This is a genomic window from Kangiella japonica, assembly GCF_039523535.1.
Taxonomy (GTDB): Bacteria; Pseudomonadota; Gammaproteobacteria; order Enterobacterales; family Kangiellaceae; genus Kangiella; species Kangiella japonica.
Genome location: NZ_BAAAFM010000001.1, coordinates 443,740 through 456,543 on the forward strand (window position 1 = coordinate 443,740; position 12,804 = coordinate 456,543).

A 12,804-nucleotide genomic window follows, 5' to 3' on the forward strand; every position below is an offset into this window, starting at 1 on the left:
AAAAGCTACCTGTTTAAACTCTGAACAAAGGCAAAGCCTTATAAAATAAGGGTTTGCTCATGATTGTGGATTTCTTTGGTCTTGTGAGTGGTTCCAAGCTTCTGACTCTTGCAAAAAAGCAAGCGATTTTTAAATCTTTTTCACAGGTAAGCGTTCACTTACGCCCAACTCTTTAAATTATGTGACAGAGTCGACAATATGGTTTCTATTGACTAATTCACAACCATATTCACCATGATCAAGGCTGAAAACTCGCCACGTATAACCCAATAAGTAAAATGCTATAACTTAGGCAAAGAACCAGTAACTCAAGCTAATAGCTGCAACAATTCCTGCGAGATCGGCTAATAGCCCACAGGACAAAGCATGGCGAATGCGTTTAATCACTACAGCGCCAAAATAAACTGTTAAGACATAGAAGGTAGTTTCTGTGCTGCCTTGTATCGTTGCCACCATGTAGCCCGCTAAAGAATCCACACCTTGTGATTCCATGGTTTCTAACATCATCGCTCTAGCACCACTACCACTAAAGGGTTTCATCAGGGCCGTTGGAATAGCTTCAACGAATCGTGTATCCAACCCCAAACTGTCAAAAACCCAGCTTAAGCCTGAAGCAAACGCATCAAGCGCACCTGAGGCTCGTAGCGCCCCTATTGCCGTTAACATGGCAACAAGGTAAGGAATTATGGTGACAGCGACTTTAAAGCCTTCCTTAGCGCCTTCCACGAACTCCTCATACACCGGCACTTTACGGTGCCAGCCGTGTACTAATATTAAGACAATCGCCGCCATCAGTAAGAAATTACCAAGCGCAGAACTTATGGCCGACATTTCGTCAGCCGGTAACGTCATTAATGCCCATACTAAAGTTCCTATAATTGATGCAAACGCTAAGACGTAAAGTCCGATAACACGATTAAAAATAGAGAGTTTCTGCACGATAGACACAGCAACTAGTCCGACAAATGTTGAAGCACAAGTGGCCAGAAGAATTGGCAAGAAAATTGCCGCAGGATCGGCAGCACCCATTTGTGCGCGATAAAGCATTACTGTAATGGGGATGATAGTCACTGCAGAGGTATTTAAGACCAGAAACAGAATCTGAGCATTTGACGCTGTATTCTTGACAGGGTTTAACTCCTGTAACTGCTCCATAGCGCGGATGCCCATAGGCGTTGCAGCGTTATCCAGTCCCAACATATTAGCCGCCATATTCATGCTAATGCTACCAAGGGCGGGATGTCCGTTAGGAACGTCTGGCATCAATTTTCTAAAGAGCGGCGCCAAAACTTTAGCTAACTTGTTCACTAAGCCACTTTGCTCAGCAATCTTCAATAAACCTAGCCAGAATGCCAAAATACCGATTAGGCCAATAGAGATAGTCACACTCAGCTTTGCCATATCAAACAAAGCCTTTACTAAGTCAGGGAAAGCAGCTTGGTTACCACCAAAAATCCAGTCAAACAGCGACAAAGCAAAGGCGATAACAAAGAAAAGTAACCAGATCAGGTTCAGCATAAACGGTTCGTTGAATTATTGTTAGGACTAACTTACCCAAAAACCTATGGCCTGTAAATTTAACGTTTGGGTATTATTCAACAGATACTAAAAAAGGCACCTCTGAGGTGCCTTTTAACACGAATTACTGCATTCACTTCAGTGATTTAGTGCTCTTGGTCATCGATTTTGATTTAAATTTATTCTTATCCGAGTTACTAGGTAGGCCAGACACAAATACTACATGGTCTTTTTGCTCCAGCGTTAAACTACTTAAAAAACTATTTTGCTCGTTAATTGTAATCTCACGATCAGCAACAAACCTCGCTACCCCCTTGCGTGACATATCTGTCTCTAACTTAAGCTTAACATTAAGTTGTTTCTCGATTTGTTTTTTAAGTCTAACCCTATCAGCCGCACCTTTCTCGTCACCGCCTTTTATTATGACAAGCTTTGTTGCTTGCCTTTCAGGGGTAATTACCTGCAATTGAGCCGCCATTAGAGGCATACTCAAGATAGATATAAACGAAAAGAATATTGCTGTCTTAGTTACTGTCTTCTTAAACATAATTCACCTAAATCTAATGCATGCGCGATTTAATTAAAAGTCTGCAGGATCGGTACTGTACATCACAGGCACGGTAATCGTCGCCTGACCACCAGCAATCACACTGACGTTCAGGGATATGCTGCTATCGCCACTGGCGCCACCGCTACCACTGCTACAGCTTGATCCCGCGGTAGCTGTACAAGTCCAGTTTCCGTTCAGGGTCACGCCAGCAGGAAAGTTATCACTTACCGCTAGGTTGTTCGCTTCTGCAGGGCCAGCGTTAGTCACTACGATAGTGTAAGTATCAGAACCACCAGGCACAAAGTCGTTCAACGAGCTTTTTGTAACCGAGATATCCACCACACCAGCGCTGATATCGACAGAAGCTTCATCGTCATCTGCGATTCCATCGCTGAGGTCATCTACACCAAAACCACTGCGAAATTCTGAATCAGGATCAATCCTATCGGAATTAATGATCTCAGCTTGGTTTGTAATCACACCAGCGGTATTAGGGCTAGCAACTATCTCCAAAGTCGCCGAGCCGCCATTAGCTATAGTTCCCACGTCCCATATACCAGAGCCAGAAGCATAGCTACCTTGGCTTGGGTTAGAAGACACAAAATCTAGCTCAGCCGGTAGCAAATCTCTTACCTGGATATTGTTAGCTGCATCAGGTCCACTATTGGTAACCGTTAAAGTGAATGTTACATTTTCGCCTACGTTTGGCGCGACATTATTGGTTGTTTTAGTCAATGACAAGTCTGCTTGTGGTACACAAACAACAAGTTCCATAGCATCGCCGCCAGCGCCTTCAACGCCAATCCCATCGAGCGTAAATCCAAGTGTAGAATATTCACCTTGATAAACAACAGAGCCTGCAGCCGTACCAGTTGCATTATTAGTTGATGACTCTGTGTTCGCTGAAACCACTAGCATTTCTCGCATCAAACTATTATTACTATAAGTATTAAAATGGCCTACACCAGCTAAGCGTCCCAAAGTAACACCAGCATTATCTACTGACCACCTCGCAGAGTTACTGACACCGCCACCCACTCCACCGAGTCGGTCAAGGTGTACAACAGCGTTGTTCACGGTACGACCACCAAAACTAATATCCAAAGAACCGATGCCACCTGGGTCCAAATTACTGGATACCCCGTCACTATTAACGGCTTGATAAACTGGGTCATAACCATTGGCTCCGGGCGTTTGATCCCAACTAAAGTCCGCGACTAGTGAGGTGTTGCCCTGAACTGCTGATGAACTGAAGGCGTTAATTGTGTTCATAGAATCCAAAGCAAAGCTCCAGCTTCCCGGCCCGGTAGATGAAGCAGTAATTTCTATTGGGATTGCTCCTGAAGTTGACTGCAGAGTGCCACCTGAACTTGACCAAGCTCCTGTTAGATTGACATCGGAACAAGTTTGAGTAACTGTAGGTGCTATCGGATCACTGATAGTGAAAATATTAGTAGAAGTACCGAAGCCTGAGGCCGAAACAGTGCCAATACTTGTACCATTAACAAACACAGTAACGTTGCCACCCCCATTCCAACCATCACCAAACGAATCAAACATTTCTATGCGATAGTTACCGGGAGGAACTTTATTAAAGGTATAAGTTTGGGTTAATGAGGTATTGCCCACTCCAGGTGCAGAACAAAAACCAGGGACACAGATGGCATTTTCACCGCCATATATTGTCGTGACAAGATTACTGTTGATAGTCTCTGCGGTATCTAAATCGCCATCTCTATCTTCTACATCTACAGCGACATTCCAAAACTCAATTTTATTGTCACGCGCAAAAGATGGCCAGTTTACTTGGAATTCCACCGTCGCAGCTTGTGCAAAACCAGCTATTAAAAAAAGTAACGTTGCTAACGTTAGTTGACCTAATTTTTTGTGTTGACGCATTCCCCCCCCCGGACACACCGATTATCTTTGGTGCATAGAAGATAATTCAAATTTCACAGTTTATTTAATGCGCATTTGCATTAAATTCAATAAGTTAGAGGCGGCTAGATTAACTACCGCTTAGCATAAGTACAATACATTCTATGCCATTCTCTACAACAAGTAATCTATACATTGTAAATAATATGTTAAATTTGAAGCCGTGAATTTTTGGTGAATAAATATACAGTGAAAATTTTTTTAGTTATAATCCGCCGCCTTAACTTGGGTAAGTAAGAAATGGCTGTCTGAAATGACCGATCAACGATCAAAACTTGAATTCAATAAACTGCAGAAGCGGCTTCGTCGCAATGTAGGCAAAGCAATTATGGATTTCTCCATGATTGAAGATGGTGACAAGATTATGGTTTGCTTATCGGGTGGTAAAGATTCCTATACACTGCTCGACATTCTGATGAACCTGCAAAAGAGTGCGCCGGTAAAATTTGAGCTTATCGCGGTAAACCTGGATCAGAAGCAACCTGGCTTTCCAGAGACAGTATTGCCAAACTATCTTTCAACGTTAGATATTCCTTTCGAAATCATTGAAGAAGATACTTATAGTGTCGTTAAGCGTGTTATTCCAGAGGGTAAAACCACTTGTGGTCTCTGCTCACGCTTACGTCGAGGCGTCATTTATGGCTGGGCAGAGCGCCACGGTATTACTAAGATTGCTTTAGGCCATCATAGAGACGACATGATTGAAACTCTGTTTTTAAACATGTTCTTTGGCGGCTCGATGAAATCCATGCCTCCTAAACTGAAAAGTGACGATGGTAAACATATCGTGATACGCCCTCTAGCCTATTGCAAAGAAAAAGATATTGCTCAGTACGCCAAAGCTAAAAACTACCCTATCATTCCCTGTAACCTCTGTGGTTCACAAGAAAATCTACAGCGCCAAAACATCAAAATGATGTTACAAGACTGGGATCGAAAATACCCTGGTCGGATTGAGACAATTTTCAAAGCCATGACAAACGTCGCTCCATCGCACCTTGCTGATAACGAGATTTATGATTTTAAAGGATTATCGCAAGATGTAACGAGCCAAAAAGCAGGTGGCGATACACTATTCGATACGCCTGAGCTCAATAGTTCGATGCTTAGTGAGAAAGACGATAGCGATGAAACACAACAGTCAAACTCGATTCAATTCGTCAATATTGGCTAAGAAGACCCAAAACTCGTCATATAAAAAGATTGAGTGAAGAATTCTCAGAAAATCCTTGTTAAGATGGTCGGATCAGTAATAAACCATCTTAACAAATGATTATGAAAGCAAGTCCAGCAACAACTCTCGAACAATTCAAACAAGACTTCCCTGTCATCCTTCCTATCCGTGTCGCTTGGGGCGAAATGGACGCGTTCCAACACGTCAATAACGTGAGCTATATCCGTTACTTTGAAAGCGCGCGTATCACTTACATGGAAGCGATGAAGATGGAAGCTGACATTAAAGTTTCACCAGTGGGCCCGATATTAGGCGATGTATACTGCCGCTACCGTCGCCCTGTGACTTACCCTGATACTTTGCATGTTGGCACAAAAATCAGTGAGTTACATGAGTTTGGCTTTATCATGGAATACCAAGCTTTTAGTGAGAAGCAACAAACCGTTACCACGCTTGGGCACTGTAAAATCGTCATGATTGATTACCGTACCAATCAAAAAGTGCCCGTTGAAGGTGAAATGCTAGATAAAATCCTTAAGCTACAGCCAGAACTTAAGTAAGACACGATTTCTATTGTTTATAACCGGTAGCTTCCATCCATTGGAAGTTACCACCCTCCATCACTCCTTAGCGTTTCTAATATTTCGTAATACTCTGTAACGTTTAGCTCTAACTCATAACTTCCACTGGCAATGATTTCTGGTAGTATGTTGAGCTATCCAATGAAAACAACACAGGTATCACTATGAAAAAGCTACTAATTAGCTCAGTGTGTTTAGCTGTTTTAGCGGCTTGTAATTCTGACGATGCTCAGGATAAAAAGTCACAAACTGAAACCGTCAAAGCACAGTCGAATGATCAAAAAACAACTCAAACGGATAAAGCACAAGAAGAAAAGCTGATTTCGGGGATAGAAACGAAATATATTGACCGTTCTGTCCGCCCACAAGACGACCTATTCCGTCATGTCAACGGCAAATGGTTGAAAGAATTTGAGATCCCTGCGGATAAATCAAACTATGGCTCTTTCACTAAGTTGGCTGAGCAAGCGCGTAAAGATGTTCGTAATATCATCGAAGAAGCGGCGCAAACTAAAGCCGAAGACGGCACTGAAGAGCAGCAAGTCGGTGATCTATTCGAAAGCTATATGAACACCGATAAGCTTGAAGAATTGGGCACTAAGCCATTACAGCCAGAGCTAGAAAAAATCGACTCGATTGAAAACCTGTCTGATTTGTCAGAGTACATCGCTTACGCGCAAATGGTTTCTACGTCGCCTTTCAGCACGTACGTCTACATCGACGCCAAACAGCCTGACACTTACATTACTCAAATGAATCAAAGCGGACTTGGCCTGCCAAGCCGTGAGTCTTACCTAAAAGAAGACGAAAAGAGCCAGAAGGTTCGCGATCAATACGTTGAGCATATCGCTAAAATGTTTGAACTCGCGGGCATCGAAAACGGCGAAGAGAAAGCTGCAGTTGTGATGGGCTTAGAAACTGCTATCGCTCAAAAGCACTGGGCAAAAGAGAAACTTCGTAATCCAGTGGCGCGCTACAATAAAATGACTTTTGCAGACTTGCAAAACACCATGTCTAACCTAGATTGGGATCGTTGGCAAAAGAACTCAATGCTTGAAGGTGTTGATAATGTAATCGTTGGTCAGCCTGACTACTTCGCTGCATTAAACGATATGCTTAAATCGATACCTCTTGAAGATTGGAAGACTTATTTTAAGTGGCACATGATCACCAATAGCGCTAGCTACCTCAATGCTGCTATGGATCAAGAAAACTTCCGCTTCTATCAAGGTGTTTTAAGTGGTGTTGAAGAGCAAGAACCTCGCTGGAAGCGTGGCGTTAGCGTGATTAACGGCACTCTAGGCGAAGTAGTTGGCAAAATTTATGTCGAAAAGCATTTCAAGCCAGAAGCTAAAGAGCGCATGGTCGAGTTGGTTGAAAACCTACGTCAGGCCTATGGCGAAGGTATCAAAGAACTTGAGTGGATGAGTGAAGACACTAAGAAGCAAGCGCTTGATAAACTCCATAAGTTCACTCCGAAAATCGGCTACCCGGATAAGTGGAAAGACTATTCAGACTTAGTCATTAAGGCTGACGACCTTTTCGGCAACATGAAGCGTGCTTCATTAGCCCAGGTTAAGAAAAACCGCGAGAAACTAGGTCAGCCAATCGACCGTACTGAATGGTTCATGACACCGCAAACGGTTAACGCTTATTACAACCCAGTAATGAATGAAATCGTTTTCCCAGCAGCGATCTTACAGCCTCCATTCTTCAACATGGAAGCAGATGATGCGGTAAACTATGGCGGTATTGGCGCTGTAATTGGTCATGAAATGGGCCACGGCTTTGATGATTCAGGCGCTCAATACGACGGTGACGGTAAATTACGCAACTGGTGGACTGAGAGCGATCTTGAAGAGTTCAGTAAGCGTACCGATAAACTTGTCGCACAATACAACGAGTTTACCGTGCTAGATGGTGTTCACATCAATGGTGAATTTACACAAGGCGAAAACATCGGTGACTTAGGCGGATTAACGATTGCCTATAAAGCGTACCAAATCTCTAAAGACGGCAAAGAAGCTCCTGTAATTGACGGCATGACTGGCGATCAACGAGTATTCTTCGGTTGGGCACAGGTATGGCGTCGCAAATACCGTGATGCAGAGTTACGCAAGCGTATCGACACGGATCCACATTCGCCAAGCGAATTCCGTGCTAATGGTACCGTTCGTAACATGCCAGAGTTCTACGAAGCCTTTAACGTAGAGCCGACTGATGAAATGTACTTAGCACCTGAAGAGCGTGTAAAAATCTGGTAAGCATTTGCTATCAGAAGTACATAGGTACAAAAAAGCCAGAGCATAAGCTCTGGCTTTTTTATTGTTCAAGATAATCACTTGAAGAAGGTCACTTGAGAAAAGCTACCTCGGATAAATCACTTAGAATAAGTCACCCGATAAATTTTACCAAAACCATCGTCTGAGATTAGTATGGAACCGTCAGGTAACTGAATCACATCATTAGGTCTTCCTTTAATTTCTTCATCAACTAACCAGCCTGTGACGAAATCGTTTTGCGACTCGACCTTATTATCATCTAAAGTGAGATGCACCACCTTATAACCTACCTTGGTACTTCTATTCCAAGAACCGTGTTGAGTTACTAACATCGTGTTTTTATATTCTTTTGGGAACATATCACCGGTGTAATAGAGCATACCTAACGGTGCCACGTGTGCCTGAAATTCCCAGGCAGGTTTTGTGAACTCTCTATCACCAAGCTTTTTGCCAAAAGCGGGGTCTAAAAAGTCTTCTCCATGCACATAGGGAAAGCCGAAGAATTCGCCTAACTCTGTAACTCGATTCAGCTCACAGGCTGGCTCATCATCGCCTAACCAATCACGACCATTGTCAGTGAACCATAGCTCTTTAGTTTCAGGATGCCAGTCGAAACCCACGCTATTTCTCACACCGGTGGCGACTAGCTCTCTGTCTTTAGTGTCGACATCGATTCGAATGATAACGCCATAACCTTCGTCATCGCATACGTTACAAGGCACACCTATTGGGATGTAAAGCTTACCGTCAGGCCCAAATTTAATGTATTTCCAACCGTGGTGGCTGTCGTCGGGTAAATCGTCATAGACCACTTCTGGCTCCTGTGGCTTCTTGTAATGATTATCGATGTCGTTAAAGCGCAAGATTTTATCCACTTCAGCCACATACAGATCACCATCACTATAAGCCACCCCACTCGGCATGTATAAGTCTTCGGCAATGACATAAACTTTGTCAGCCATAAAATCACCATCGGTATCTTCTACCGCGTACACTTTCCCCGCTTTGCGTGAGCCAACATAAACAATACCTGTATCAGACAAAGCCATCTGCCGAGCCCCTTCAACTTCAGGCGCAAAAACCTCAATCGAAAAATTATCTGGTACCACAGCTGCTTGCAGCGCACTAGCAAAAAACAGGCTTAAAGCAATAGCAATTTTCATGAATCAACTCCGTCTATCAATAGTTAATATAGAATAAAGGCTGAGCCCTATGTAAAGCAAATCGAGCTCGCCAAAAGTCAGTACGATTAACCTAAAAAAGCGACCCGAAGGCCGCTTTTTTATATATAAACACTTTTAATCGCTTACTATTTCAAATGCTTTTCAAAATAATCAGTGATGGTATTAAAGACATGCGTTCGGGTTTTCTGCCCCCAGATAGAGTGTTTACTTCCTGGGTAATTCATCATATCGAACGGCTTGTTAGCGTCCTGTAATGCCTTAAACAGCTTAGTGCTGTTAGTAAACAATACATTGTCATCCGCCATGCCGTGGATAATCATCAAATCACCCTTGAGTCCTTCTAAATATGGGAATACATTGCTCTGCTCATAGCCTTCTTCGTTTGTTTTAGGGTGGCCCAAGTAACGCTCGGTATAATGCGTATCATATAGATACCAGTCAGTTACTGGAGCAACCGAAACACCCACTTTAAAGACGTCAGGCTCTTTAAACATGCTCATGATCGTCATGTAGCCACCATACGACCAACCAAACATACCTATACGCTCAGCATCGACAAAAGGTAACGTTTTTAAGAACTCGACACCCTTGACCTGATCTTTAACCTCGACCTCACCTAACTTACGGTAAATCGGATCTTCAAACTTTTTACCACGATTCCATGAGCCACGGTTGTCTAATGAAAAAACCACAAAACCACGATCAGCCATCATGTGGTGCCAATATGTATTACGCGCTCCCCAAGTGTTGGTTACACGTTGTGCATGAGGACCACCATATACATCAACAATAACAGGGTATTGCTTCCCCTTCTCCATATTGGTTGGTTTATATAAGCGGTAGTACATGGCTTGGCCGTCTTCGGCTTCGATCGTACCGAACTCTGGCTTCGCTGCTTTTTGATAAAACTCAAAGTAAGGGTGATCTTCGTCCAGTTCATTTTTCTCTAACCAGGTCACCAAAGTACCGTCAGCTTTACGTAAACTAACCTGTGGTGGCTGTTTTACTGATGAGAAGTAATCGACAAACAGTTCCATATTCTTTGCGAAACTGGCTGTGTGAACACCCGCTTGCTGAGTAATCTTTTTAATCTCACCCAGCCCATTCATTGGCACCGAGTATAAATGTTGCTCTAAAGGCGTTTCTTTATTGGCATCAAAATAAACCAGGCCCTTGTCTTCGTCGACGCCATACAATTTATCAACCACCCAATCACCGCTGGTCAACTGATTAATAAGATTGCCTTTTAAATCATACAGGTACAAATGGCGATAACCGCTGCGCTCAGAGCTCCAAACAAATGCATTATGACGCTTTAAGAAGTACAAATCTTTGGTTAAATTAATCCAAGTATCTGATTTTTCAGTGAGGATCACGTTCGATTTGCCCGTTTCCACGTCTGCGAACATCAGCTTCAACGTTTGCTGATCGCGGCTTTCCCATTGGTACGATAAACGTCTTGAATCTCGGAGCCACTTTACCCTTGGAATATAAATATCCGTTTCTTCAGCAGTTTCTTGTGTCTTAGTGTCAACCCACGTGGTTTTACCGCTTTCAAGGTCTAACACTCCAAGCTTAATCAAAACGTTATTTGTACCAGTGCTTGGATAACGTTGTTCAAACACTTCAAAATCTTCGGCGTTAATTTCATAACGTTTTTCAATATTAACCGGCGACTCATCAACTTTAAGGTACGCCATTTTCTTGCTATTCGGTGACCACCAGTAACCAGTCAGGCGCCCCATTTCTTCCTGGGCCACAAACTCAGCCATGCCGTTTTTAATCGTGCCTTCGCCATCAAACGTCAACTGGCGCTCTTTACCACTTTCAATATCCACCATGAAAATATCTTGATCACGAATAAACGATACGCTCTTACCGTCTGGCGAGAGTTTTACGTCGGTTTCGTAAGCATCCGTTTTGGTTAGTTGCTTAGTTGCTTCCTCAGCATCCTTGGTTAAGTCATAAACAAAAATATCGCCACCAAGCGGGAACAGTAAGGTTTCGCCATCATCACCCCAGTAGTAACTGATGATACCTTTTGCAAATAATCGCATACGCTCACGACGCGCCTTTTCTTCGGATGAAAGATTTTCTTCACCTGGCATCAAGTCTGCAGAGTCAACTAACATCCGAGACTGCTTATCAGCTAGATTGTATTCCCACAAGTCCAAGCGCTCTTGTTCGTCTTCTTTGCCTTTCAAGAAGGTCACACGCTTACCGTCTGGTGATAATTTAACCGAACGTGGCGCAGGGCCAGTGAGAGAAGGATCGGCGTAGATACGCTCAACCGTCAACTTGCCTGATGTCTCATGATCAGCGGCATTCGCCATTGTCATAGTAGCTGCTCCTGTCAAAATTAGGGCCGCACCACCCAATAAGGACTTAATCGAGTTCATAACCTATATTTCCCCGTAATTTTTCGTTCAAGCATCATAGAATTTAAGCCTTCAACAATCAATGATGGTGCTTTAGATTTATTGTTTTAGTTGCCAATAATGGCTAGTCACTACCTTCAAATTAATAGATAATGTACCGCAACATGTCAGTTCGAGAGTCCCTATGCATATTGTTTCCGGTCGCTGGCAATTAGGCCTTGCACTATCTCTTACCACAGTCATCCTATGGGGTTTACTGCCCATCGCTTTAAAAGGCGTTTTACTAGAAATGGATGCCGTTACCGTCACTTGGTATCGCTTTGCAGTAGCAGCCATTTTCGTTTTTATTTTCATGGCTGTTCGAAAAAGAATACCCAACTTTAAAGCACTCAAAGGCATTATTGGCATATTGATGTTAATTGCCATCTTCGGCTTATGCGCTAATTATGTGTTCTACTTATTTGGTGTCGAAAGAATTACACCGAGTAGCGCACAAGTCATGATTCAAACAGCCCCCATGTTCATGCTACTTGGTGGTCTGTTAGTGTTTAAGGAAAGTTTCAATAAATGGCAATGGATGGGTTTCGCTTCTTTTGTTATTGGCTTGGTATTGTTCTTCAATATGCGCTTCAGCGAAATCCTCAGTAACTGGCAAGGCGCCTATACCGTTGGTTTGTTTTGGATGTTGCTCGCCGCGATCACTTGGGCAGCTTATGCCTTAGCGCAAAAGCAGCTACTTAATACTTTCACGTCCAATCAAATCATGTTCATTATTTACATCACAAGCACATTGATTTTGATTCCAGGGAGCGAACCGAGCCAAGTAGTTTCGCTAAGCTCTATCGGCTGGATGCTGCTTATATTTTGCTGTTTGAATACCATTGTTGCTTATGGTGCCTTTGCAGAAGCCCTGGCACACTGGGAAGCTTCTCGCGTCAGCGCTATTTTAGCACTAACGCCATTAGTCACTATTATGTCGATGAAGGTCGTAGCTTACTTCTTCCCTGATTATTTACCGGATGAGCCAATGAATGCTTTAAGTGTTGTTGGCTCCGTGATGGTTGTACTTGGCTCAGCGACCACTGCTGTCGCCGGCAACAAAAAATCAAAAATCATCAAACAGTCACCGTCGCCATAACTCATTATTCTTTATTTACAAAAAAGGCTTCCAAGTGGAAGCCTTTTCTTTTCAAATTAGT

General features: G+C 43.1%; 9 protein-coding genes. 4 read left to right on the plus strand and 5 right to left on the minus strand.

What is annotated here, in order from left to right; genetic code table 11:
* Positions 1–288: 288 nt before the first annotated feature.
* The 3 genes from ABD128_RS02065 to ABD128_RS02075 form a co-directional block, all read right to left on the minus strand.
* Complete coding sequence (locus tag ABD128_RS02065; protein WP_343985793.1) at positions 289–1,518, minus strand: nucleoside recognition domain-containing protein; 1,230 nt, start codon at positions 1,516–1,518, stop codon at positions 289–291.
* Between the two features lie 133 nt (positions 1,519–1,651).
* Positions 1,652–2,065 (minus strand): hypothetical protein, encoded by a 414-nt coding sequence (locus ABD128_RS02070; protein ID WP_343985796.1) that lies wholly within the window; start codon positions 2,063–2,065, stop codon positions 1,652–1,654.
* Positions 2,066–2,098: 33 nt separating this feature from the next.
* Entirely contained in the window at positions 2,099–3,967 is a 1,869-nt protein-coding gene (locus ABD128_RS02075; protein WP_343985799.1) for a DUF11 domain-containing protein, read from the minus strand.
* Between the two features lie 292 nt (positions 3,968–4,259).
* Between ABD128_RS02075 and ttcA the strand changes: the two genes are divergently transcribed.
* From ttcA to ABD128_RS02090, 3 genes are all read left to right on the plus strand, one after another.
* Positions 4,260–5,180 carry a tRNA 2-thiocytidine(32) synthetase TtcA gene (gene ttcA, locus ABD128_RS02080; RefSeq protein WP_343985803.1) on the plus strand — a complete coding sequence of 307 codons (921 nt, stop codon included), beginning with the start codon at positions 4,260–4,262 and terminating at the stop codon, positions 5,178–5,180.
* A 101-nt stretch (positions 5,181–5,281) separates the two neighbouring features.
* The gene (locus ABD128_RS02085; RefSeq protein ID WP_343985806.1) at positions 5,282–5,740 is read left to right on the plus strand and encodes an acyl-CoA thioesterase; all 459 of its coding nucleotides are present in this window, start codon (positions 5,282–5,284) and stop codon (positions 5,738–5,740) included.
* Between the two features lie 185 nt (positions 5,741–5,925).
* Positions 5,926–8,025, plus strand: coding sequence for a M13 family metallopeptidase (locus ABD128_RS02090; RefSeq protein WP_343985809.1), 2,100 nt, complete (start codon positions 5,926–5,928; stop codon positions 8,023–8,025).
* Between the two features lie 116 nt (positions 8,026–8,141).
* Here ABD128_RS02090 and ABD128_RS02095 read toward each other — a convergent pair whose 3' ends face one another.
* Together ABD128_RS02095 and ABD128_RS02100 are read right to left on the minus strand one after the other, a co-directional pair.
* Positions 8,142–9,206, minus strand: coding sequence for a PQQ-dependent sugar dehydrogenase (locus ABD128_RS02095; protein WP_343985812.1), 1,065 nt, complete (start codon positions 9,204–9,206; stop codon positions 8,142–8,144).
* Positions 9,207–9,352: 146 nt separating this feature from the next.
* Positions 9,353–11,566, minus strand: a complete 2,214-nt coding sequence (locus tag ABD128_RS02100) for a S9 family peptidase (protein WP_343986551.1) — start codon at positions 11,564–11,566, stop codon at positions 9,353–9,355.
* A 223-nt stretch (positions 11,567–11,789) separates the two neighbouring features.
* On the opposite strand from ABD128_RS02100, the gene ABD128_RS02105 reads away from it, so the two are divergent.
* Complete coding sequence (locus tag ABD128_RS02105; RefSeq protein WP_343985815.1) at positions 11,790–12,743, plus strand: DMT family transporter; 954 nt, start codon at positions 11,790–11,792, stop codon at positions 12,741–12,743.
* The last annotated feature ends 61 nt before the right edge of the window (positions 12,744–12,804 follow it).

Coding starts and splice junctions, on each gene's coding strand:
- ABD128_RS02065 (WP_343985793.1), bottom strand. CDS start 1,518: ATGCTGAACCTGATCTGGTTACTTTTCTTTGTTATCGCCTTTGCTTTG.
- ABD128_RS02070 (WP_343985796.1), bottom strand. CDS start 2,065: ATGTTTAAGAAGACAGTAACTAAGACAGCAATATTCTTTTCGTTTATA.
- ABD128_RS02075 (WP_343985799.1), bottom strand. CDS start 3,967: ATGCGTCAACACAAAAAATTAGGTCAACTAACGTTAGCAACGTTACTT.
- ttcA (WP_343985803.1), top strand. CDS start 4,260: ATGACCGATCAACGATCAAAACTTGAATTCAATAAACTGCAGAAGCGG.
- ABD128_RS02085 (WP_343985806.1), top strand. CDS start 5,282: ATGAAAGCAAGTCCAGCAACAACTCTCGAACAATTCAAACAAGACTTC.
- ABD128_RS02090 (WP_343985809.1), top strand. CDS start 5,926: ATGAAAAAGCTACTAATTAGCTCAGTGTGTTTAGCTGTTTTAGCGGCT.
- ABD128_RS02095 (WP_343985812.1), bottom strand. CDS start 9,206: ATGAAAATTGCTATTGCTTTAAGCCTGTTTTTTGCTAGTGCGCTGCAA.
- ABD128_RS02100 (WP_343986551.1), bottom strand. CDS start 11,566: ATGACAATGGCGAATGCCGCTGATCATGAGACATCAGGCAAGTTGACG.
- ABD128_RS02105 (WP_343985815.1), top strand. CDS start 11,790: ATGCATATTGTTTCCGGTCGCTGGCAATTAGGCCTTGCACTATCTCTT.